18 protein-coding genes and 1 pseudogene are annotated in these 22,047 nt (G+C 69.9%); 11 read left to right on the top strand and 8 right to left on the bottom strand.

Translation table 11 applies throughout. The annotated features are described in order from the left end of the window. The first annotated feature begins 149 nt into the window (after positions 1–149). Entirely contained in the window at positions 150–782 is a 633-nt protein-coding gene (locus tag I6A81_RS45920) for an HAD-IA family hydrolase (protein WP_203001908.1), read from the top strand. On the opposite strand, the gene I6A81_RS38355 is transcribed toward I6A81_RS45920, so the two are convergent. The 5 genes from I6A81_RS38355 to I6A81_RS38335 form a co-directional block, all read right to left on the bottom strand. Continuing rightward, complete coding sequence (locus I6A81_RS38355) at positions 768–2,096, bottom strand: hypothetical protein (RefSeq protein WP_203001909.1); 1,329 nt, start codon at positions 2,094–2,096, stop codon at positions 768–770. The two genes, I6A81_RS45920 and I6A81_RS38355, sit on opposite strands and share 15 nt — an antisense overlap. 136 nt (positions 2,097–2,232) lie before the next feature. Then, positions 2,233–2,430: a hypothetical protein gene (locus I6A81_RS38350; protein WP_203001910.1), complete on the bottom strand. Its 198-nt coding sequence runs from the start codon at positions 2,428–2,430 to the stop codon at positions 2,233–2,235. A gap of 107 nt (positions 2,431–2,537) precedes the next feature. Beyond that, positions 2,538–3,488, bottom strand: a complete 951-nt coding sequence (locus I6A81_RS38345; RefSeq protein WP_203001911.1) for an Rpn family recombination-promoting nuclease/putative transposase — start codon at positions 3,486–3,488, stop codon at positions 2,538–2,540. Between the two features lie 211 nt (positions 3,489–3,699). Further along, positions 3,700–4,224 (bottom strand): hypothetical protein, encoded by a 525-nt coding sequence (locus I6A81_RS38340; RefSeq protein ID WP_203001912.1) that lies wholly within the window; start codon positions 4,222–4,224, stop codon positions 3,700–3,702. Positions 4,225–4,277: 53 nt separating this feature from the next. After that, the gene (locus I6A81_RS38335; RefSeq protein ID WP_238428661.1) at positions 4,278–4,766 is read right to left on the bottom strand and encodes a hypothetical protein; all 489 of its coding nucleotides are present in this window, start codon (positions 4,764–4,766) and stop codon (positions 4,278–4,280) included. A 338-nt stretch (positions 4,767–5,104) separates the two neighbouring features. On the opposite strand from I6A81_RS38335, the gene I6A81_RS38330 reads away from it, so the two are divergent. Together I6A81_RS38330 and I6A81_RS38325 are read left to right on the top strand one after the other, a co-directional pair. Continuing rightward, entirely contained in the window at positions 5,105–6,487 is a 1,383-nt protein-coding gene (locus I6A81_RS38330; protein WP_203001914.1) for a hypothetical protein, read from the top strand. A gap of 82 nt (positions 6,488–6,569) precedes the next feature. Further along, positions 6,570–7,217, top strand: a complete 648-nt coding sequence (locus I6A81_RS38325; RefSeq protein ID WP_203001915.1) for an HAD family hydrolase — start codon at positions 6,570–6,572, stop codon at positions 7,215–7,217. A 189-nt stretch (positions 7,218–7,406) separates the two neighbouring features. On the opposite strand, the gene I6A81_RS38320 is transcribed toward I6A81_RS38325, so the two are convergent. Continuing rightward, entirely contained in the window at positions 7,407–7,943 is a 537-nt protein-coding gene (locus I6A81_RS38320) for an HAD domain-containing protein (RefSeq protein WP_203001916.1), read from the bottom strand. A 374-nt stretch (positions 7,944–8,317) separates the two neighbouring features. Here I6A81_RS38320 and I6A81_RS38315 point away from each other — a divergent pair, with 374 nt between their 5' ends. The 6 genes from I6A81_RS38315 (at position 8,318) to I6A81_RS38290 (ending at position 16,491) form a co-directional block, all read left to right on the top strand. Next, positions 8,318–8,503, top strand: coding sequence for an FxLD family lanthipeptide (locus I6A81_RS38315; protein ID WP_203001917.1), 186 nt, complete (start codon positions 8,318–8,320; stop codon positions 8,501–8,503). 79 nt (positions 8,504–8,582) lie between these two features. Next, on the top strand, positions 8,583–11,642 hold the full coding sequence (locus tag I6A81_RS38310; protein WP_203001918.1) for a lantibiotic dehydratase: 3,060 nt from the start codon (positions 8,583–8,585) through the stop codon (positions 11,640–11,642). 29 nt (positions 11,643–11,671) lie between these two features. Further along, positions 11,672–12,835 (top strand): lanthionine synthetase C family protein, encoded by a 1,164-nt coding sequence (locus I6A81_RS38305; protein ID WP_238428662.1) that lies wholly within the window; start codon positions 11,672–11,674, stop codon positions 12,833–12,835. A gap of 60 nt (positions 12,836–12,895) precedes the next feature. Then, complete coding sequence (gene fxlM, locus I6A81_RS38300) at positions 12,896–14,095, top strand: methyltransferase, FxLD system (RefSeq protein WP_203001920.1); 1,200 nt, start codon at positions 12,896–12,898, stop codon at positions 14,093–14,095. 239 nt (positions 14,096–14,334) lie between these two features. Next, the gene (locus tag I6A81_RS38295; RefSeq protein WP_203001921.1) at positions 14,335–15,969 is read left to right on the top strand and encodes a helix-turn-helix domain-containing protein; all 1,635 of its coding nucleotides are present in this window, start codon (positions 14,335–14,337) and stop codon (positions 15,967–15,969) included. Positions 15,970–16,038: 69 nt separating this feature from the next. Further along, positions 16,039–16,491: a deaminase gene (locus tag I6A81_RS38290; protein WP_203001922.1), complete on the top strand. Its 453-nt coding sequence runs from the start codon at positions 16,039–16,041 to the stop codon at positions 16,489–16,491. A 96-nt stretch (positions 16,492–16,587) separates the two neighbouring features. On the opposite strand, the gene I6A81_RS38285 is transcribed toward I6A81_RS38290, so the two are convergent. Then, the gene (locus I6A81_RS38285) at positions 16,588–17,130 is read right to left on the bottom strand and encodes a hypothetical protein (RefSeq protein WP_203001923.1); all 543 of its coding nucleotides are present in this window, start codon (positions 17,128–17,130) and stop codon (positions 16,588–16,590) included. A gap of 631 nt (positions 17,131–17,761) precedes the next feature. Between I6A81_RS38285 and I6A81_RS38280 the strand changes: the two genes are divergently transcribed. Together I6A81_RS38280 and I6A81_RS38275 are read left to right on the top strand one after the other, a co-directional pair. Further along, on the top strand, positions 17,762–19,024 hold the full coding sequence (locus I6A81_RS38280; RefSeq protein ID WP_203001924.1) for a helix-turn-helix transcriptional regulator: 1,263 nt from the start codon (positions 17,762–17,764) through the stop codon (positions 19,022–19,024). Between the two features lie 1,223 nt (positions 19,025–20,247). Beyond that, positions 20,248–20,769, top strand: a complete 522-nt coding sequence (locus I6A81_RS38275) for a hypothetical protein (protein WP_203001925.1) — start codon at positions 20,248–20,250, stop codon at positions 20,767–20,769. Positions 20,770–20,881: 112 nt separating this feature from the next. On the opposite strand, the pseudogene I6A81_RS38270 reads toward I6A81_RS38275, so the two are convergent. Next, positions 20,882–21,873 (bottom strand): annotated as a pseudogene (locus tag I6A81_RS38270) (IS5 family transposase). Positions 21,874–22,047: the final 174 nt, after the last annotated feature.

The following is a 22,047-nucleotide window of genomic DNA, read 5'->3' as shown; positions in this document are numbered from 1 at the left end:
GGGACGACCGGAGCGCCCAATGGTGGACGGACGGCATCTTCTGATCACGCGGGGCCTCAACGAGATCATCTATAAAAGATCAAGCGATCTGAATGTTTACCGTGAGGCGCGCACCAGCGCGGGCGGCAGGCCGATCGTAGCCTTTGGGAGTGGCGACAACCGCGAAGCCCGCGTTCGATGGCGTGATCTTCGATTTCTTCGGGGTTCTGACCTTCAACATGGTCGAGGTGATCTCCTACTTCGAGGACCGGGAGAGGCTCCGGCGGGGGACCTTCCTGCGCGCCTGGGCGGACCCTCGAGGGCGGGAGCTGTTCCGGCGGCTCGAGCTTGGGGAGATCACCCAGACCGACTGGAACCTCGGGTTCGCCGCCCTGATCGGCGTCGCGCCCGACAACCTGATGGGCCGCTATCTGCACGACGCGTTCCCCGCCTACCAGGTGCTCAAGGTCGCGCGCCGGGCACGGGCGGCCGGGATCAGGACCGCGGTCCTTTCGAACAGCCTCGGGCGCAAGCCTTACGACCCCTACTCGGGGATCGACCTGCGCGGCACGTTCGACGAGATCGTGTTCTCCGCGGAGCACGGGGTGCGCAAGCCCAGCGCCGAGATCTTCCACCTCACCCTCGGCAAGCTCGGCGTTGCGGCCGACCGCTGCCTGGTCGTCGATGACACCGAAGAGAACCTCGCCGCCGCGTACCGGCTGGGAATGACACCGCTGCTGGCGCTGGACGAGAAGGTCGTGGCTGCTCGCCTCCGTGAACTGCTCGGCCTATCCGACCTGTAGGAACTCCCGCACCGGTCCATGCGCGACGTGCATCGCCAGCTTGGCGCGAAGCTCCTTGAGTTCGGAGGCCGAGCGCGCGGAGTCCACGGATCCGAGGCACCTGGCCGCGTGGCGGGCGGTCGCGACGGCGGCGTCGAGGTCGCGGAGCGCGAGATGGGCCTCGGCGGCGCGGGCCAGGTAGATCGCGTGGCTGCGGGGATACTCGTCATCGCCGGGGTACGACGCCTCCATGGCGGCTTGGAAGCGGCGCACCGCCTCGGCCGGGTCCCCGAGCTGGAGGGCGGCGGAGCCGGCGATCATTTCGATCTCGCCGTAGTCGACCCAGTAGAGGGTCTTCGGGTCGTCGTCATGTGTTCCTTCGTCCAGGGCGGCGCGGGCGAGGTTCAGCTGGTGCGCGCACTCCTTGCGCGCGCCGGTCTTCGACAGCGCGCGGGCGGTGCGGGCGGCCAGCATGGCGCGCAGACGTGGAGTCGTCTTCCGGTTCACCTGTCGTTGTGCTGTTTCCAGCAGGGCCATCGCCCGGCCCGCGTGTTGCGGGGTGGAGTAGCACTGGACCGCGGCAAAGGACAATGCGTAGGCGCCGCTGATCGGGTCGCCGGCCTCCACGGAGGCGCGCAGGGAACCGTCGAAGAAGCGCTGGGCGACGCCGGAACGGCCCTGGTCGAAGGCGCTCCAGGCCACCTGCCGCGCCGCTTCGGACGCCATCGTGTACAGGAGGCGCGTGGTTGGCCCATCGTAGCGCCGAGACCTGATCAGATTGACGATCAGGGACAGCTCGCCGCGGGCCAGCTGGTGCACCTGGCCGCTGCCAAGTTCGTCGTCGAGATGCCTGAGGTGGTCAAGGCGGTCGTCGACATGGGCTAACGGGGCCGGGCCGTCGGGGAAGTGCGCGGACGGCCCGGTCGCGGGGACCGTGTCCAGGGCCTTGGACCAGTTGTTCGCCGAGGCCGAGAGCGCGGCGCCGGCCGAGAGGAAGCGTCGGCGGTCCACGCCGCTGTTCAGCAGGTCGGCGAGAATCGTCAGGCTTCCCGGCTGGTCCCAGGGCACCTCACCGGCCGCCACTGAGCCGGTCTCGCGCAGCGCCGCCGCGAAGGTGCCGCCAGCCTGCCGCCGCGGCTGGCGGAATTCGATCTCGTCCAGGGCCTGACCGGCCTCGGCGCGCTGCTGCTGACCCGCGACGTCACCGGGCCGCCGCTCCGGAAGGCGCTGGCCTACCTGGTCGCCCTGGCACGGCCGGTCCGGGCCGCCGGCCGGACGCTGCCCGGCTGGTGGTCGGCGGCCGGGCCCGCCGGCGAGGCGATCGACGACGGGCATGGCAACAACGGCGTCGCCCACGGCATCGCCGCCCCCTGGCCCTGCTGCCAAGGGCCTGGGCGTCGCAGCCCCACGGCTCGGTCGGTGCGCCCTCGCCGAGTCTCGCGCTGGGAGACCCAGCTCGGCCGGCGCCGGTCTAGCGCAGGACGTCCTGCAGCGTCGGCCCGGTCAGGACCCGGGTGGCCCAGGTCTCGAGCTGGTCGATGGACGCGGCGTGGATGAGGTCGAGCGCGGTCTGCGGGACCGGGCCGAACCTGATCGTCAGCTGCTTCATGAGCATCTCGACGCGACCGCGGATCTCACCCTCGGCGCGGAGCACATCTGCGGTAGTCATGTGGGCCTTCTCCGCTTCCGGTCCCAGCCAGGTGACCAGGTCGGGCAACTCGCCGCGTGTCGCGGTGACCGCCGCGGGTCAGCCTCAGCGGTGTCGGTCAGCGCGGTCTAGCGCAGGGCGTCCTGCAGCGTCGGCTCGGTCAGGACCCGGGTGGCCCAGGTCTCGAGCTGGTCGATGGACGCGGCGTGGATGAGGTCGAGCGCGGTCTGCGGGACCGGGCCGAACCTGATCGTCAGCAGCTTCACCAGCATCTCGGCGCGGCCACGGGCCTCACCCTCGGCACGGAGCATTTCTGCGGTGGTCATGTATGCCTTCTCCGCTTCCGGTCCCAGCCAGGCGACCAGGTCGTGGAGGTCGTCGATGGGCGTCTCACCCACGACCTGAATGTAGTACAGGAGTGCGCTGAACAGCTCGATGTTGTTGGCCATGACGGCCCGCATGTCCTCGTCCCAGCCATGCAGGTCGCCGGCGAGCGCCCGGTTCCCCGGGGCGATCTTCAGCAGCAGCAGGGTCAGCCGCACCGCCGGGGTCAGTGGCCGGGCCCGCAACACCGGGCCGTCCACGACCGCCAGGTCGTCCAGCAGGTAACCGAACCGGGGCAGGTATTCCCAGACCGCCTCGGCGGCCTGGCCGTCAAGGTCCACCAGGTCCTCCAGCCGGGTGGGCGCGGCCCACGGGCGCCGGTGGTGGTGTACGACCAGCGGGATCACCGCTGGCAGCCGGGTCGCTTTGGGATGGTCGACGAGGAACCGGTCCCAGATCCGGGTGACGTACCGCAACATCCGGAACGCCATCAGCGCGTCGTTGCTGCTCTGGTGCTCGACCAGGACGTAGATGAACGCCTCGCGGTCGTCGATCGGGACGGTGAACAGCAGGTCGGAATGCCGCCACCGCAGCGTCTCGTCGACGAAGCTGCCCGGCACCGGGGCCAGCCGGTCCAGCTCGAGGCGCTCGACCAGCCCGGCCGGCAGCACCGACCGAAGCTCGGAGGCCGCGTGCGCCGGCTCGCCCAGCACCCGGCGGAACACCGCGTCATGCGGGTTCAACGGATCACCCATACCGGCAACCTACAGTCACACACCGACAATCCGGACCCCGGGAGTGCCTAACCCAGCAGTGACGTACCCATCACCGATGGGGCAGACATAGCCGATGGCCAGCCGGGACCAGACCGGCGACGCGGCCAGGTGGGTCGCCTCGGGCCGTGTGACGGGTGCGACGTCGGACATGTCGTTCCTCCTTTGCTGCCGGGCTGCCTGTGGGCTTGCTTTACTGCCGAGCTGTCTGTGGACCCGTCGCGGCGATCCGGGTCAGGTGGCCGAGCACGTCGGCGAGCAGATCGGCGACGACGGCCAGGTCCTCGGTGACGGCGGCCAGCGCTGGCAGGTTGCCGACGCGGTCGGAGGCCCGCTGCGCGTCTTTCGCGTCGCCCGACACGGGCCGGCGCGCCTCGGAACGGCGGGGCTGGTGGGGCGGGCGGATTCGGGCGCCAACGGCGCGCAGCCGCGCGCCGTCGTTCTCGACGGGCTGCTGGCCGAGCAGGACGTGGACCAGATGGCCATCAGGCCAGCCGAGCGCCCGCGACAGCGCGGCCAGGGTCGCGTCGCGGGTCCGACGACGCCCGGTGCCGCATTGGAGCAGTCTGACGGTGGCGACCGAGATCCCCGACGCCTCGGCGAGCCGGTGCTGACCCATCCGGCACAACGCCATCCGGGCATTGAGCGCCCCCGCGACCGCCGCCCAGTCCTCTCCACCACCCGCGGCGGCCACCTCCGCGGCAGGCAGGAGCCTCACCTCGGATCCCGCCCCCTCCGAAGGGCGGCCCGCCGGGGCCGCGAACGCCCGCGTCACGCCATCACCGCAATGGACAGTGCACCTGCCGGGGCCACGCCGGACAGCCAGCCGGGGGTCTGGCCGTGGTCGGTGATCTCCCACACGACCCGGACCTGCGCCGCCTGCTCGGTCACCACCGACACCAGGTGCGGCACCACAACCCCACCTGACTGCCAGGCGCAGCGCGGCCGGACCGGACAGACCACCACCGGCAATGGTCCAGGCCAGCCCGCCTCCCGCGCGCCGGCGAGCTGGCGGCCCACCGCCAGAGCCAGCCGTGTGCGCGCCGGCGAGACCGGCCACGGGCAGGCGACCAGCACCCGCTCCCCACGCATCGCGGCCAGCGACCGGGCCGCGCTCTCCGGCGGGAACGGATGCGACGCCACGAACACCGGGCCGACCTCCGCGGGCCGGTCGAGCACCACCCCCGGCCTGGCCGGCAACGAGAACGGCTCCAGGTCGACGGTGTCCAGCCCACCGAACCCGCCGTCAATCTCCATCATCACGTGCATCGAGGGCCCTTCCGTCGTCGCGTGGACGGACCCGACCAGCGGTGTGGGGGTGACCACCGGCCGGGCCCGCGCTCGCCACGATCACCGCGACCGCCGGCCGTTCCGAGCGACTCCTCCACGACCCCTACGGACAGGCCCCGCCCTGCCCAGCCGGCGTCCACCAAGCCACGGCTACAGCCATGACGAGGACGTATTGGCGCTGTCCGGGTGCCGTTCGGGGGACTTCTCACCGACGTTTCGACACGCGGCGCTGTGGAGCCGTGACAACACGCCAACCGACCCGGATCGTGAGGGATGCCCGGTTCGACCCACCCCTTGGGAGGCGCCGCATGCCCTCGGTCACCGTCCCCCGAACCCTGCTCGCCCACCTGCTCGCCGAACGGCACTGGACCGTCGACGAGTTCGTCCGCCAGTTCAACCGCGCCGGCCGCCGCTCCGGCCCCGACCGACGCGACCACGCCATCAGCCGCCGCCAGGCCACCCGCTGGGTCGCCGGCCGCCTACCCTCACTCCCTCACCCCGCGTCCTGCCGCGTCCTCGAGACGATGTTCGACACCACCGCCACAGCCCTACTCGCCCCACCCGGCGGACACACCCCGAATCCGGCGGGCCGGCCGGATGGGCAGACCACGACCCGCAGTGGGAGCGACGATGGAAACCTCCCCGCCGCCGAGGAGGTGAGTCCCACGGATCGCCGCACCCTGCTCGCCACCGGCCTGCTGTTCACCACGTCCGCCACCACGCTCGGACCCGTCGACCAGGCAGCGCGGATCTCCCGCGTGATCGCCGCCTCGACACCCGACCCGCTCACTCTCGCCCAGCTCCAACACGGCATCCACCGCCTCACGACCCGGTACGCCATCACCCCGCACGCCGAACTGGTCGCGCCGATCGAGCAGGCCTGGACCACCGCCGAGGCCCTCCTCGACAGCCGCGTCACCGGCCCCACCCGCACCGACCTGGAACTCGTCGCCGGCCAGTACGCGCTGTATCGGGGACTTCTAGCCTTCGGTATGGGTGACGACCACGCGGCACTGACGTTCCTGGTACTGGCCGGACAGCACGCCGAAGCGGCGCGCGACTCGCTGCTGGCCGGTTCGGTCGCCGTCCTGCGGTCGATGGTCGCGTTCTTCGCCGGCGAATTCGCCACGGCGGCGGACATCGCCCGCCGCGCCCAACCCGGCGCACATCCCTACGTCGTACCGACGCTAGCCAGCTCACTGGCACGAGCACTCGCGCAGACCGGCGACGCCGACGGTGCCCTCGCCGCGCTACGGACGATGCGCGACAACATCTGGACCGGACCCCCGCTACCCGGCCCAGAACCCGGCGACGAGGAAACCTACGAGGCCTTCAGCGCCGTCACCCTCGGCTACCTCAACCGCGGCGACCAAGCCGAACCCCACGCCCGAAACTCCCTCACCCTCCTGGGACAGACCGGCCGGTACGCCCAGCTCGCCGGAACCCACCTCGCCCTCGCACGAGCCTTCATCCGCCGCCAGACACCAGACCCCGAACAGGCCGCCAGCGCCGTCAACGACGCCCTGCGCGCCGCGGCTGGCAAGGACCACATCCGCACGACCACCCGCGCCCACGCGATCTACCACCACCTGAACGCCAACCCGAACTGGGCCCGATTACCAGCCGTCCAGGACCTCGGCGACCGCCTACCAACCCTCGCTCTGCCCGCGGGCCAGGAAGTGGCCATCTGACCGACGACCAGCCCGCTTTGAACCGGTCCCGCCAACCGCGCCTCGTCGACGGCGAGCACCGCTGCCAAGACAGGAGAAGATCATGGTCACCGCGGTGGTGTTCGACGTCGGCGAGACCCTGCTCGACGACACCCGGGAGTACGGCGCCTGGGCCGACTGGATCGGCGTCCCACGCCACACCTTCTCCGCGGTACTCGGCGCCGTCATCGCCGCTGGCCGCCGCAACACCGACACCTTCCAGTACTTCCGCCCCGGCTTCGACGTCGCCACCGAACGACAACGACGCGAGGAGACCGGGGCCGGCGAGACGATCGAGGACACCGATCTCTACCCCGACGTCCGCCCCGCGCTTTCCGAACTACGCGCACGCGGCCTGTGGGTCGCCATCGCCGGCAACCAGACCGCCAAAGCAGGCCGCATGCTACGCGCCCTCGACCTCCCAGCCGACGCGATCGCCACCTCAGGCGAATGGGGCGCCACCAAACCCGACCAGGCATTCTTCGACCACGTCGCCCACCTCGCCCCCGCCGACCGCTCCAAGATCCTCTACGTTGGCGACCACCGCGACCACGACATCCTCCCCGCCCACAAAGCCGGCATGCGCACCGCACACATCCGCCGCGGACCCGTCGGCCACCTCTGGGCCAACGACCCCGCCATCCTCGACACCGCCGACTGGCGCATCAACTCCCTCACCGAACTACCCGACCTGCTCCGCCCACCGGCCTAACGCGCTGTCCACGAGTGCAGCGTCTCCTGCGAACCACGGATCGCCACAGGCAGCAGGGGCGGGGCGGACCGCGATCCTCCGCCTTACAGGTGTCGCCGGCAGGCGATCGGACCGCAGCTCCTGCGCGCCACCAACGAGCGGATCTCTCCACCCCAGGAAGATCGACAATGGCTTCGGGCCGGCGAGCCTCTATTCCGATCTCGTCCTGTCAGTCAGCCACTGCTGGACGGCAACGTAGTCGGCGTCAGCGAGGCCACATCGCGGGTCGACCCGGTGAAGGTAGGCGTGCCCTCGATGATGTGCCGCGACCCAGACCCGGTCGGCATCGGTCAGCTCGTCGTCGAGCCAGACGAAGGGGCGCCCGGCCGCCCAGCCGACCAGCGTGCGCGTCTTCCAATGCAGGCCCTCGCGCTCGTCGCACTCGTCGAGGTCACAGGGGTCCGGCCAGGTCACGACGGCCAACTCGGGCAGGCCCATCCAGGGCGCGACGCAGTCGTTCGCCTCGGCCATCCAGGACGTCGCCCAGACGAGCTCGCACGATAGCGCGGCTAACCGCAGCCCGTGGTCCGGGTTGATCCGGCCCAGCAGCGGGTTCGCACCGCACCCACCCAATACAGAGCCACCCCGGTAGGTCGGGTACTCCGCCGCCGACCGGCCGAAAGGAATGAGCGGTCCGTCGACATCGAGGAAGAGCACCGGACGCCCCGAAAAGCCGTCCGTACCCATGTCGTGGATCTTACTTTTTCACCAAGAGAGATCGGTAGCACGCGGTGGCACCAGGCATCACCGTGCAGTCTGCCCACCGGCTCGCCCTGCAGACCCTCGCCGAGGCCTGCGCGCCGCCGCGACGTGGCGGCCGCCGCGCGTGCGGTCACGCGGGGCATGCCGATTCGTGGCTGACGAACGATTCGACGTCAATCCCGGGCTCAGCGCCGAACAGAATCTGGCTACGGACGCTGTTTTCGCAGGTCAAGCGCACCAGGAGCACGAATTACAAGATTCTGGGTCGAGGGAATGATTCACGGGCCGGGGCGGAGCATCCTTGCGGCACGCCCTCCGGGCGCGGCCCTGTTTGTCCTCCTTTGAAGGAGTTGATGACCATGACGCTCGATGGTTCCGCCAGCGCGGTTCTGGAGCGGACCGATCCGGCGCCGCTCGGCCTGCTGGACGAGTTCCAGCTGGATGTGCAGGTGACGGTCGACGCGGCGCCCGGCTACACGATCCGGGCGTGCGACACCAGTGACACCTGCGGTTCGACCTGTGGGTCCGCGTGTATCAGCGACTGATCGGGTAGGGGCTGCGGCTCCGGCTCACCGGTTGTCTCCGCGCGGTGGGCCGGCGGCTGCGGCGTTCGACGGAGGGGTGATGATCGACGCGAACGTGCGGCTGTACCGCCACGCTGGTGGTGCGATGCTGCGGGCGGCGGTCCTTCCGCTGTCCCAGCAGCCGGGAGAATGGCCGACGTTGTCTGATCCGGACTCGTGCCGGTCGTGGCTACGCGCTGTCTGGGCGCTGCCCGGGTTCGCCGATGCGATCCGCTACGCGAGCGGTTCGTTTGCCGCTCAGGTCGAGGCTGTGCTCGACGGCCAGCCGGCGGGCGGAAGGCAGGTTCGGCGGGTGACCTCGGCGGTCGTCCGGTACCTGTTGCGTTCGATGGGACGCCCTACCCCGTTCGGCCTGTTCGCGGGGGTTGCCGGGGTCCAGGTCGGCGAGGACGTGCGGGTGCGCTGGGGTGTGGGCCACCGGCTGGTCCTGCGGGCGGACACACTGTGGTTGGACGATGTCGCCGAACGGCTCGAGGCGCTGCCCGACCTGCTCACGCATCTGGATGTCGTGGCCTGCGACCTGCTGGTCGAACGCGGCGACCGGATCGAGATGCCCCGCGGCCCGGGGCGGGTGACGGTACGCAACACCTCCGTCATGCGCCTCGTCCGCGGCCTGGCCGCCAAGCCGATCCCGTTCCACGTCCTGCTCGACCAGGTCGCGATGGCGTTCCCGGCCGTACCTTTCTCGGCCGTCCGCCAGACCCTCGGCGATCTGGTCACGCAGGGCATTCTGATCACAAGCCTTCGTGCGCCCATGACGGTGACCGACCCGCTGGAGCACATGGTCGCGACGGTCGAACGCGCGGTGGCCGGCGGTGTTGAAGCGGCGGGTACCACGCTGAGCGAGCTACGTGCCATCCAACGGGTGATCCGCGCCCACAACGCCGAGGACGCCGCGTCGCGGGCGCGGCCACGGCTACGGGACGAGGCATCGGCCCGCATGCGTCGTCTGTCGCCGGCTGGCCGGACACCACTGGCGGGTGATCTTCACCTCGACTGTGATGTTGCCGTCTCCGTCGACCTCGCTGGCGAGATGGCCTACGCGGTAGGTGCTTTACTGCGGCTTACCCGCCAGCCGCGTCCGGACCAGGGGTGGAACGACTGGTGCCGCGAGTTCTGGGACCGCTACGGCACAGGAGCGCTCGTGCCCGTCCGGGACGCGGTGCATCCCGATACAGGCATCGGCTGGCCAGCGGGCTTCCCGGGCACCATGCTGGCCGAGCCCGAGGTCACGGTCAGCCGCCGCGACGAGGAACTGCTGCGCCTGGCCTGGGACGCGGTCACCGCAGGACAGCGCGAGCTCGTGCTCACCGACGAGCTCATCGCCGTGATCACGGCGGACACTCCGGTGGACCCGCGCTGGATTCCGCCGCACGTCGAGCTGGGCGCCCGTGTGCACGCTTCCACCGTCCAGGCGCTTGCGGCAGGGGACTACACGTTCAGCGTCCACCCTGCGTGGGCGTTCGGCACGCTCACCTGCCGGTTCGGCTCGGCCGTCAGCCGCGCCGGCCTGGACTCCGTCTTCGCCGCCGCGCCTACGGCCGTCGAGGGCGCGCTGCCGGTCCAGCTGTCGTTCCCGCCGCTGTTCCCCCATTCGGAGAACGTCTCTCGAGTTCCCCGTTGGCTGCCTCACGTGCTACCGGTCGGCGAGCACCGGACTGACGACGCGACCGCGATCCGCCTGGATGACCTCGGTATCGTCGCGGTGGCCGATGGGCTGCACCTGGTCAGCATCTCGCGGCGCCAGCTCGTCGAACCGCAGGTCTTCCACGCGCTCGCCCTGCGCAAGCAGGCACCGCCGCTGGCCCGGTTCCTCGCCACGCTGACCCGTGGCTTCCTCGCCCGCTTCACCGAGTTCGACTGGGGACCGCTGGCCGCGCGCCTGCCCTACATGCCTCGGGTGCGCTACCGGCGCGCGATCCTGTCGCCCGCGACGTGGCGGATCAGCGCCGCGGACCACACAGCCCTCCACGCCGGCGCCCACTGCTGGGAACAGGCATTCGCCCGATGGCGGCAGCGATGGGCCTGCCCGGACACGGTAGAGCTCCATGACGATCACCGGTCACTACGCCTGGATCTCACCGTGGACGCGCACCTGGCGATCCTGCGCGAACACCTGGACAAACACGGCCACGCGACGCTGACCGAGGCCGACACCGCCGAGGGCACGCGGTGGATCGGCGGCCACGTGCACGAGATCGTCATGCCGTTCGTCCGCGCGGTGCCAGCGGCGCCAAACCTCGTCACTGGCGCCCTGCCACTCGTGACCAACGCGAACGTCGCGCACCGGCCAGCCTCGCCGCACAGTTCCTGGCTCTACGCGCAGATCTTCACCCATCCCGAACGTCTCGACGACATCCTCCGCACGCACCTGCCCCAGTTGCTTGCCCTGTTCGACGGCGACCGGCCGTACTGGTTCGCCCGCTACCGCAGCGTCCGCGAGACCGATCATCTACGGCTGCGGATTCGGGCCGCCGGCCCCGAGGAGTACGCCGCGGTGGCCTGTGCGGTCGGTCAGTGGGGGCAGCAGCTCTGCGACGCGGGCGTGGCGTCCCGGCTGTCCCTGGCGACCTATCACCCCGAGGTCGGCCGCTACGGCAACGGCGCCGCGATGGACGCCGCCGAAGCGGTGTTCGCGGCCGACTCGCACGTGGTCGCGCTCCAACTCGCGACGCCACTCGCCGTCCACCCGATGGCGCTCACCGCCATCGGCATGGTGGAGATCGCCGACAGCTTCCACCCCGACCCTGTCCGCGCGAACGGCTGGCTCCTGGAACACCTCGCGGCCAAAACCGCGTCGTCCGCGGATCGGACCGTCACCGAGCAGGTCACCCGCTGGGCAACGCGAGGAACCCTCCCGGGCGATACCTCCCTGCCCGACGTCCTCGTCCAGGCGTGGGAGGCCCGCCGGGAAGCGCTGACCCGCTATCGGCTCGCCCTAGCCGGCGACACCGATGCCGACCAGGTTCTGTCCGCGCTCCTGCACATGCACCACAACCGCGCCAGGCTCGCCGACCGCGTCGACGAGGCCACCTGCCGGCGCCTGGCCCGGCAGATCGCCCTCACCCGACGCGCGCACACCACGGCGCACAGCGCATGAACACGCTCCGCCTCCCAGCAATCCCGGTCTTGGGAAGCGCTGGATCGGCACAGTGGGCCCAGTCCCTCGGTGAGGGAGCACCAGGCATCGCGCTGGCGCAGATCGCTCATGCCCGTGCTGGCATCGAAGGCTGGGGGACGGTGCACCACCTCGCGGCGGCGATGGCACGAAGCCCGCTGAACGCCCAGCCGGACACCGCCAGCTTGTACCAGGGCGCGCCGGCCGTCGCCTATGCGCTGCACACCGCCGGCCATCCCGGCTACCACACCGCGCTGGCCACCCTCGACGACGCCATCGCCACCATCATCCGCTGCCGCCTGCACGCCGCCCACCGCCGCATCGACCATGGTCAGCTGCCCTACGCCCACGAATATGACCTGATCAACGGGCTCACCGGCCTCGGTGCTCTCGTCCTGCACCGCGGCCGGGAGGGCGATCTTCTCCGGGACGTACTCGCGTACCTGGTGCGGCTGACCCTGCCGATCCGTGTCGACGGCCGCGACCTGCCCGGCTGGTGGGCGACGGGCAGCCCCGACCGACACGCATCCACTCGGTGGAACGCCGGCCATGCCGGCTTCGGCATGGCCCACGGCGTCGCCGGACCGCTGGCACTCCTGGCCATCACCCTGCGGCAGGGCATCGTCGTTGCCGGACAGGCCGACGCGCTGCACACCCTCCTCGTGTGGCTCGACCAGTGGCGCAGGGGCCAAGGGCAGACCGCCTGGTGGCCCGAGGTGATCGACCACGACGAGCTGCACACCAGCAACATCGCCCGCCCGGGACCGCATCGACCTTCCTGGTGCTACGGCAGTCCCGGAATCGCCCGAGCCCAGCACCTTGCCGCCCTCGCCATTGGCGACCGGCAACGGGCATCCGACGCGGTAGAGACCATGATCGGATGCCTCACCGACGTCCGCCGACTCGCCCGGCTCACCGACGCGGGACTCTGCCACGGCTGGGCCGGCCTGCTTCTGACCGCCCACCGAGCCGCAGCCGACACCAACACCGACAAACTCCACGCCGTGCTCGGCGCCGCCGAAGCCCAGATGCGCCAGTACCTCCGAGACCAGGGTGAACCCACCAGCGAGGGGTTCTTGGACGGCGCGGCCGGTATCGCGCTCGTCGCCGCGAGCCTGGACATCGCACCCAACCCGGCGCTGCCAGGCTGGGACCGCTGCCTCCTGATCAGCTAGCAGCCGCGACCGGGCGACGCCGCCGCAGACCGCACATCCCGCACACCGCGAAGGAGACCGATGGACACCACTACCGCCGCCGCATCGCCGGAAGCTCTCCGCGACCAGATGGTCGACCGCATCCTCACCAGCCAGCGCCTGCCCCGGCCGGTCGAAACGGCGCTGCGACGAATTGAACGCCACCGCTACGTCCCCGACGCACCGCTTGCCGACGCCTACGACGAGAAGGCGGTCATCACCCACACCTTCCCCGACGGCACCCACCTCAGCTGCGCCTCCGGCCCCACCATCGTGGCCGCCATGCTCACCGCCCTCGACATCCAGCCCGGCCAGCGCATCCTGGAGATCGGCGCCGGCACCGGGTACAACGCCGCCCTTCTCGCCACGCTCGCGGGAGCCGATGGCCAGGTCACCACCATCGACATCAACGCCGACGTCACCGCCGCGGCGCGCCGCAACCTCGACGACACCGGCTTTCCTCACGTCCGGGTCCTCACCCGCGACGGCGCCGACGGCGCCACCGAACACGGCCCGTTCGACCGGATCATCGTCACGGTCGGCGCCTGGGACATCCCCCGGACCTGGTGGGACCAACTCGCCCCCGACGGCCGCCTCGTCCTCCCGCTGCGCTGGCGTGGCACCACCCGCGCCGTCGCGCTCACCAAACACCAAGACCACTGGAAGTCCGACTGGGTCTTCCTGTGCGGCTTCGTACCCATGCTCGGCCAACCCGGCGAGCAGAAGACCATCATCCACCCCGACGGCCTCGCCGCCCTGCACCACGACCTGGACCAGCCCATCGACGCGGACGCCCTGCGCGGCGTCCTCGACCAGGAGAAGTCCACCGTCTGGTCCGACGTGACCGTGCATGGCCACGAACCATTCGACCGCGTCTGGCTGCACCTCAGCGCCGTGGACGACGGCACGGTCCGCATCGAGGCCGACCAACAGGCCGTCGCCACCGGGCTGTGCACACCCGCGATCGCCTCACGCAGCCCAGCCCTGGCCAAAGACGGATCACTGGCCTACTTCACCATCCAGCGCAGCTCCACCCCGGGGCGCTGGCAGCTCGGCGCCATCGGGCATGGACCCCTCGGCCACCATCTCGCCTCGCGCATCGTCGACCAGATCGACGCCTGGGACCGGGACCGCACCGCCGACCCTGAAATCCTCGCCTTCCCGGCCGGCGCGCCCATCCCCAGCCAGATGAGAGGCAAGATCATAACCAAGCCCGAGAACCGGCTGGTACTGCGCTACTAACAGTACGCAGCCAGTCCCGTCCAGGACGCCTGTCACCCGCGTTCCCGCGTGGCAGCCCGCCGCAGACTCGTCAGCGTCGCGCCGGGACGCAGGGCGAGGCGGTCGCGAAGGGTGGCAACCTACCACCCTTATCGTGAGGATCCGGTTACTGTGGGCGGGTTCCGGTCGAGGCCCGATCGGTGGGCGACCCCTGCCGGATCAGCGAGCATCCTTGACCTGGAAGGGGTGGCGACGCCGCCATGAACAGGCCCAGCCAAAGGGTTGAGCAGGACGAGTTGCGGACTCGGATGCGCGCGAGCGGCATGAGTCACCACGAGATCGCGATCGAGTTCGCCCGCCGCTTTCGGCTACGCCCCCGCGCCGCCTACCGCGTCGCACACGGCTGGACACAGCAGCAGGCCGCCGACCACATCAACGCCTACGCCACCCAGGCCGACCTCGACCCGGACGGCGCCGCCCCGATGACCGCGCCACGGTTGTGCGAGGTGGAGAACTGGCCTCACCCAGCCCGCCGACGTCCTACCCCGCAGATCCTCGCCGTGCTCGCCGAGGTGTACGGATGCGATCTCCACGCCCTGCTCGACGTCGAGGACCGTGAACACTTCTCCCCGGCAGACATGTTCCTGATCAACAGCATGCGCCGCCAGCCGGATGGAGCCGCCGGGACCTCGGCGGGCTCCTCGATCACGCTCACGGCGACACGATGGGGATCGGCCACCGACCGACCGGTCAAAGCCGACTCCAGCACCGCCAGAACTGGGAAAACCTCGGCGTCAACGCAAGCCCTCGCCACAGCCGGTCTCACGGACCCAGGCGACTTGATCCTTATTCCTCAGCTCGCCCCGGATGGGAGGACCGTCCTCATGCCGCTCGATCGCCGGGGATTCCTGCGCGGCCTGGGCCTCACCGCCGCAGGCGGAGCAACCCTCAGCCCGCTCGCCACGATGGCGATGATCGCGCCCGGATCGGCTTCGCTGGACCCACGCGTCGTCGACCACTTCGCCCGGCTGCGCGCCGTGCTCGCGGAGAACGACAACCTCTTCGGACCGCGCCAGGTCATCACCGCGGCACAGGAACAGACCGGCCTCATCGCCACCCACCTCCGCCACAGCGCGAGTTCCACCCCACAGCGGCAGACGCTGCTCCATATCCAAACGCAGTTCGCCGATCTCCTCGGATGGCTCCACCAGGACACCGGAGATCACGCCACGGCTGGATACTGGCTCGACCGAGCGTTGGAGTGGTCACACCGAGCAAGCGACCCCAAAGCGACCGTGTTCATCCTCGCCCGCAAGAGCCAACTCGCCGCGGACCGCGGCGACCCAGGCGAAGCAATTGATGTTGCCGACGCAGCGTTGACCAGCGCCGAGCCGACCGGCCGCCTCGCCGCCATCGCCGCGACCTACAGCGCGCACGGCCACGCGCTACGCGGCGAGAAGACCACATGCCTGACGCTCTACGACCGGGCCCACGACATCCTCGGCCGGGCCGAACCCGACACCGACCCCTGGGGGCAGTTCTTCAGCCCCGCCTACATCGAAGTCCAGCGGGCGCACAGCCTCGCCGCACTCGGTGACTACCCGGCCGCGGCCACCGGGTTCCGGACCGCGATCGACGGCCTGCCCCCCGCCTTCCACCGCGACCGCGGCGTCTACCTCGCCCGCGAAGCCCTCGCACACGCAGGAGCACGCGAACCAGAGCAAGCCGCGACGCTCGGTCTCCACGCACTCACGGTTGGTGCCCACACGCATTCCGGCCGCATCATGACCAGCCTGCGGTCACTGCACGAAGCAGTCGCCGGATGGAAGACTGTCCCTCAGGTACGCGAGTTCCGCCAGGCGATGGACCAGATCCCCACAGCCGTGACCGCCTGACCGCCACCCACCGGCCATCCGACGCACCACCCGTGCCGGGACCGGACCCAGGGAAGGACGAGCCGTTCCATGCCCCAGCTCGATGACCACCGTTGGATGACCCGGGCTATCGAACTCGCCCACCGCTGCCCGCCCGCCGACGGCGCCTACTCGGTGGGCGCCGTCATCGTCGACGAGAACAACGAGGAGATCGCCTTCGGCTTCTCCCGCGAGGTCGACGACGCGGTACACGCCGAGGAGTCCGCACTCGCGAAGATCGCCCCTGACGACCCCCGGCTCGCCACCGCGACGATCTACAGCACCCTTGAACCCTGCTCCCAGCGCAAGTCCCGGCCGCGCACCTGCACCCAGCACATCCTGGACGCGAAGATCCCCCGGGTGGTCATCGCCTGGCGCGAGCCCAGCCTCTTCGTCGCCGACTGCCAAGGCTACGAGCTCCTCACCCAAGCCGGCGTCACCGTCGTGGAACTACCCGAACTCGCCGAGCAGGCCCGCGCCATGAACGCCCACCTCTCGGTCTGACCCGCCTTCATCGTCTGGGTGGCTTCAACCACCGGTTCACAGCACCGCGCCCGACTCGGTGATCATCACTCCGCTTCGGGGGTACCGCCGGAGTGATCATCCCGGGTTGTTGATCGCTGCCATCCGGGGTCGCTGCTGGATGGCTGTGGCCAGGTCGGGGATGCCGGCGGTCAGGAGGCGGTGCATGGCGGCGCCGGGCAGCCGGTTGCCGGCGTCCATGGGGCAGGCGAAGTATTCGGCGTCGTCGAAGACGGGTTCGCCGTCTGGGCGGCGGGCGAACTGGACGCGGCCGTAGTCGATGCCGTCGTCGGCGTCGCAGCTCATCCAGTGGATCGTCTCGGTCTCGCCCGGCTGAAGGGGGCCGGTGAACAGGGGCCGGGCCTGGATGGTGTCGCCGTCGTCGTGCCAGACCTGGGCGACGGCGAAGACCCATCGGTGGGTGGTGTTGACCTGGGCTTTCGCGGCGGCGCGGATCTCGAAGTCCAGGCTGGTCACCCAGTTGGTCAGGTAGTCGTAGTCGCTGAGGATCAGCGTCCGCTCGCCGTGCAGCCCGACGATGGCGGGGTAGTCGCCGACGCGGATGGCGCGCTGCACTCGGGTGGTGATGTCCTCGACGAGGATCGCGGTTTCGCTGTTCATAGCCCAGCCCTTTCTTTCAGGTTCCCGCGGCGAGCCGATGGCTGGCCGACGTGGCCGGAGTTGGCCTTTCACTTCTGGTGCGGCGCGCTGGCCGGCCCGACCGTCCGCGGCCAACGCAGAACCCTCCCCGTCCTGGGGGCGGCGGGGTGATGCGGCAACCGTGACGGCCGAGCCGTCCGCCACCGCCTCAGCGCGTCCGGTTCGGCGCACCGTCGGGATCACGGGTCACGGAAACACCACGCCGAGGCCGGGCGGCACGCTGCTGTGGCTGATGTCGACCCGCTACTTCCGATGCGGCGCACGGGCGGCCCGACCGTCCGCGGCGACACGGGAACTCTTCCGACCGACGGCGTAGCCACGCGAAGCAGCGGATGCCGCTCGCCTTCATCCTTGATACGGCGGCTGCGACGGCCGAACCGTCCGCCGCCGGGCACATCAGCCAGGCAGAGCTCGTCCGGGACCTTGCCGCGGCCTATCGGCAGGCGCGGTCAACGGCCGAATGCGGCTCGTCACCGGACCAGCTCCGTTTGCGACAAGATCGCAACTCCTGAGTGCTGACACCTCTACTTAGGGTGGCATGATGCTCGTCGTCTGATGATCCGCCACCACACGGGCACGGAGAAAAGGCGACATGGGTGACCTCGATGACCTGCAGGGGACCTCGCTGGAAAGACTCGGGAGGCGAGTCCGCGAACTGCGCGGCGACGCTTGTCTGACGCAGGAACAGGTCGTCGCCCGGCTCGCCGGATGCGACCGGGCGCGGCTGTCCCGGATCGAGAACGGGCGGGAGCTGCCCTCTGTTCACCTGGTCTGCGCGCTCCAGGCCGTGCTGGGCGGTGCCGGGGAGCTACTCACCCTGCGCTGGCGTGCCTGGCACGACCAGCACCTCAAGGAACTCGGCCTCGGTGAGGACGGTGCCGACGAACCGACAGCGGGTACTCCCGATCAGACGCTGCGCGACCTCGCCACGATGGCGGCGACCGTATCCCGGCTGATGCACCACGCGGACCCTGACCCGATCACTCTGATCGAGATCGGCGAAGATCTCGAGAAGGTCATGGCCACCTACTACACGGCCGACTCCGACCTGCTGCTCTCGGTGCTCGCTCACCGGCAGCGGCAGATCCACCGTGCGCTCCACCGCCGCGTCAGCCTCCGCGTCCATCAGGAGCTTCGCCTGCTCGGCGGGCAGTCCTCCTATCTGCTCGCCCGGCTCGCCTTCCACATAGGTCACGGCGCCAACGCCGCCACGTTCGCGGCGCTCGCCGCGCAGCACGCCAAAGGCGAGGACCCGCTCCTGGCTGGTTCGGTCGCACTGCTACAGACGTGCATGTCCTTCCACAACGGGTGCTTCAGCAGCGCCGCCGACACGGCCGCCGCGGCCCGGAGGTCGACCCAGCCACCAGCGCACCCGTTCCTGCGGGCCCGACTGACTGCCTTCGAGGCCGCCGCCCACGCTGGCGCCGGCGACATGGCGCAGGCCCGCGAAGCCTTCCTCACCCTGCGCGACACCCTGGCCAAACACCCCGATTCCTGGATGTTCGACCACACCCGCGACCGCCTCCACGCCGCCCTCACCCCCACCGACCTCCGCACCGGCGAGTCAGCCGAGTGGCACGCCTGCGCCACCCTGGGCGCCCGCGACGCCACACAAGCCACCACCGCGGGCGCCGTGTGGGCCGCACTCGCCGAGAACCTCGTCCCCAACAACCCGGTCGCCGCGGCCGACGCCGGCCGGTACGCCCTGGCCGTCATGGCCGGCTCCCCCGGCGAGGCAGTGATCCAGCGGATCAGCCACCTGCACACCGCCCTCACCCGCCGCCGCCCAGACCTGCCCGAACTCGACGAACTCGCCGCCATGCTCCACAACGCCCGAACACCCGCAGACCGGTAGATTCCACGACCCATGGCCGGCGGGATGCGGGCCGCGCTGTACGCGCGCTCGCTAGGGCTGACGATGGCCGACGTGCCCGCTGTCCTGGCCGGCCCAGTTCGACGTCCTCCCCATGCCCGTGGGGGTGATCCGACCAGCGACATCAGACTCACCTCCGTGCGGGCGTCCTCCCCACGCCCGTTGGGATGATCCCCTGCGGGGATCCTCGTCGACCTTGACGACATGTCCTCCCCACGCCGCAGGGGTAATCCGGCGAAGCAGACGTAGATGTCTGGAATCGCGACGTCCTTCCAAGCCCGTGGGGGTGATCCGACGACGAGGCGGACCTGATGGCCGGCCGATTCGTCCTCCCCACGCCCGAGCCATCCCGCCGGCCGACCTGACCATCGCGATCCCGCTGACCCGCGCGTCACGCAACGTCCGGATCACGATCGAGGTCACCAACCGGGTAGACGACCGGCAGTGCCCTCCGAAAGGGCCATACCTTCGCAAGGCCCTGCCGTCGGCCCGGGCCCAGGCCGACGCCCGGCAACCCCAGCACGGCCCGCCGCCAGCCCCCGCGTGGTCACCGCCGTCCGACGGCCACCTATGGAGGTGGCGCCGCGCGCCCCCTCCGAGGCCAAACCCGATGTCCTGGTCGACCAGCCGGCGGGTCAGCCGTCGGCCGAGGAAGCGGGCTGCGCCGCCTTGACCCTCCACAGCCTGTCCCGGTCTCCGGCGTAGACCTAACCGCGCACTGCGCCAGTAACTGACAGCGACATACGCCACAAGATCCTCGGTAGATCGCATACACGCTGTTCCCACCTGGCCCAGCATCCGACCGCGCTGGGGATCAATAACCATTGTATTGATCTACGAACTAAGCAGGGAGAACAGTCGAGACAAGGACCGGGAAGCCGATGAAAGTCCGCCACCTCAAATAGGAAGAATGGTCACAGACAGTCAACGACAGTCGCTACTCCCTGTAGTTTTAGTGGCCCGCCGAAGCCTGCGCTCGGGCATCATCCCTGCAGCGCGTGGGCCGTCAAGGGTCGAGCTAGTTCTGGCGGAAATTTTTCCGAAACGCACACTGACCGTAGAGAGGTCGACTAGGTTGTTTTCCGCTGCCGCAATCACGTCACCCTTGGGCTGTGTCGGTGGCGTATTGCGCTGCGCTCTCTTGTTTCCTTATCTGTTGTGAGGGGTTCAACGTGAGTTCAAGAAGGCTGCGCTTGATGGTTCCGTTGGCCGCGCTGATCGGTGCGCTGGCCATGGCGGGGCAGGCGAGTGCCGCTGACACCGCTCCCGTGACGAAGGCGGTCCCAGTCCCTACCGCCACCGCGAAGCCGTCGAGCTACGTCGCGCCCAGCGGGATCGCTGTCGATCACTACACGCAGGGCCCGGGCGGCACGACCGTCACCACCACCGAGAGCGGCGGCGGAGTCAGCACTTTCGGAGCGAGCCTGCCGTTCAACTACACCGTCGAATTCGACAGCAACCTGCGGGGTCGCGACATGAACGCGTCGCCCAACGGGATTTTCTGCAACGATTTCACGGCGACGTCGAGCGCGGGTCCACAAACCTACATCGTGATCCAGCTCCACAAGGGCAGCACCGACTACTCGGCGATCGCCTACCCGACGACCGGCGGCCAGCACGGCTACTGCTGGATCGGTGTAGGAAACAGCGGCACCTACCACTTCACCTACCACAAGCCGCAGCCGTACGGTTTCACCACCGTCGGGTACGGTACCGTCCACAATTAGTTACTCACGGTCGCCCCTACTCCCGTCACTTCGGGTTATCCGCGCTGGTCAACGGATCGACAGGGCGAGGTAGCGTCCTAGGGCGCGTATTTGGTTGTGATCAAGGGATGGGTCACGCAAGTTCCTTGATCCAGATCATGGAGGCGCGGAGGTGGAGGCCGGCGAGGTAGCTGCCCGGGGTCTTGTCGTAGCGGGTGGCGATACCTCGCCAGGCCTTCAGCTTGTTGATCAGACGCTCGACGGTGTTCCGCTCCTTGTAGAGGTCGATATCGTGGCGGACCGGCCGACCACCCCCGCGGCCCTTCTTCTTCCGGTTGGCGGCCTGGTCGGCCTTCTGCGGGATGACAGCCCTGATACCGCGCCCGCGCAGGTGGGCGCGGTTACCGCGGGACGAGTACGCCTTGTCCGCGGCGACCGCGTCGGGCCGGACGCGGGGACGCCCGACAGGCCCCCTGACCCGGACCTTCTTCAGCACGGGGACGAACTGCGGGCTGTCCGCGGCCTGGCCCTCGGTCAACACGAACGCCAACGGTCGACACCGCCGGTCGGCGGCAAGGTGGATCTTGCTGGTCTGCCCGCCCCGTGACCGTCCCAGCAGTGCGGCCTTTAGCCGGGCCCTGTGCCGGCGTCGGACCCGTCGCCGTTCCTCCCGCCCGTCGCCGTCCTCGACTCCGCGTCCGGATTGTGCTTCCGCCTCACCCCTTTTTGCCTGGCCTTCTCCTGTTCGACGGCGGCCTTCTCCACCGCCGCCAACACGTCGGGATCCAGATGCATCCCCGCGGCGTCGTGATGGGCGCGGGACGTGGTCGAGTCCACACTGACCAGGGACAGGTCCACCGCACCCCGCTTCGCGGCCTCGGCGATCATGCCTTCCAGCAGGGCCGCGAAGACCCCGGCGTCCCGCCACTGCCGGAACCGGTTGTGCACCGTCGACCAGGCCCCGAACTGCTCCGGTATCTCCCGCCACTGGCTGCCCGTCCGAAACCGCCACACCACACCCTCGAACTGCGCCCGCAACCTGGCCGGATACGGACCGAACTCCCCGACCGGCAGGTAGGGCTCGATGAACGCCCACTCCTCGTCCGTCACCTGCGCGCGCGTCATACACGGGGACCTACCGGACCCGAACCCACCACGAAAATCGATCATGAAGAGATCGCAACGCGATACGCGCCCTAGACGCATCGAATGTCACGCGACACTGAGTAACGAGTTTCTGGTATCCGGGTGCCGGGGTCGTGTCCTCCTGCCGGCAGGAGGACACGACCCCGGCACCCG

Origin of the sequence: Frankia nepalensis, from assembly GCF_016786325.1 — a bacterium.
Taxonomy (GTDB): domain Bacteria; phylum Actinomycetota; class Actinomycetes; order Frankiales; family Frankiaceae; genus Pseudofrankia; species Pseudofrankia nepalensis.
The sequence above is the reverse complement of the archived record's forward strand: the minus strand, read 5'-3'. Positions and strand labels throughout refer to the sequence as shown.

Coding starts and splice junctions, on each gene's coding strand:
- I6A81_RS38355 (WP_203001909.1), bottom strand. CDS start 2,096: ATGCCCGTCGTCGATCGCCTCGCCGGCGGGCCCGGCCGCCGACCACCA.
- I6A81_RS38350 (WP_203001910.1), bottom strand. CDS start 2,430: ATGACTACCGCAGATGTGCTCCGCGCCGAGGGTGAGATCCGCGGTCGC.
- I6A81_RS38345 (WP_203001911.1), bottom strand. CDS start 3,488: ATGGGTGATCCGTTGAACCCGCATGACGCGGTGTTCCGCCGGGTGCTG.
- I6A81_RS38335 (WP_238428661.1), bottom strand. CDS start 4,766: ATGATGGAGATTGACGGCGGGTTCGGTGGGCTGGACACCGTCGACCTG.
- I6A81_RS38330 (WP_203001914.1), top strand. CDS start 5,105: ATGCCCTCGGTCACCGTCCCCCGAACCCTGCTCGCCCACCTGCTCGCC.
- I6A81_RS38325 (WP_203001915.1), top strand. CDS start 6,570: ATGGTCACCGCGGTGGTGTTCGACGTCGGCGAGACCCTGCTCGACGAC.
- I6A81_RS38320 (WP_203001916.1), bottom strand. CDS start 7,943: ATGGGTACGGACGGCTTTTCGGGGCGTCCGGTGCTCTTCCTCGATGTC.
- I6A81_RS38315 (WP_203001917.1), top strand. CDS start 8,318: ATGACGCTCGATGGTTCCGCCAGCGCGGTTCTGGAGCGGACCGATCCG.
- I6A81_RS38310 (WP_203001918.1), top strand. CDS start 8,583: ATGATCGACGCGAACGTGCGGCTGTACCGCCACGCTGGTGGTGCGATG.
- fxlM (WP_203001920.1), top strand. CDS start 12,896: ATGGACACCACTACCGCCGCCGCATCGCCGGAAGCTCTCCGCGACCAG.
- I6A81_RS38295 (WP_203001921.1), top strand. CDS start 14,335: ATGAACAGGCCCAGCCAAAGGGTTGAGCAGGACGAGTTGCGGACTCGG.
- I6A81_RS38290 (WP_203001922.1), top strand. CDS start 16,039: ATGCCCCAGCTCGATGACCACCGTTGGATGACCCGGGCTATCGAACTC.
- I6A81_RS38285 (WP_203001923.1), bottom strand. CDS start 17,130: ATGAACAGCGAAACCGCGATCCTCGTCGAGGACATCACCACCCGAGTG.
- I6A81_RS38280 (WP_203001924.1), top strand. CDS start 17,762: ATGGGTGACCTCGATGACCTGCAGGGGACCTCGCTGGAAAGACTCGGG.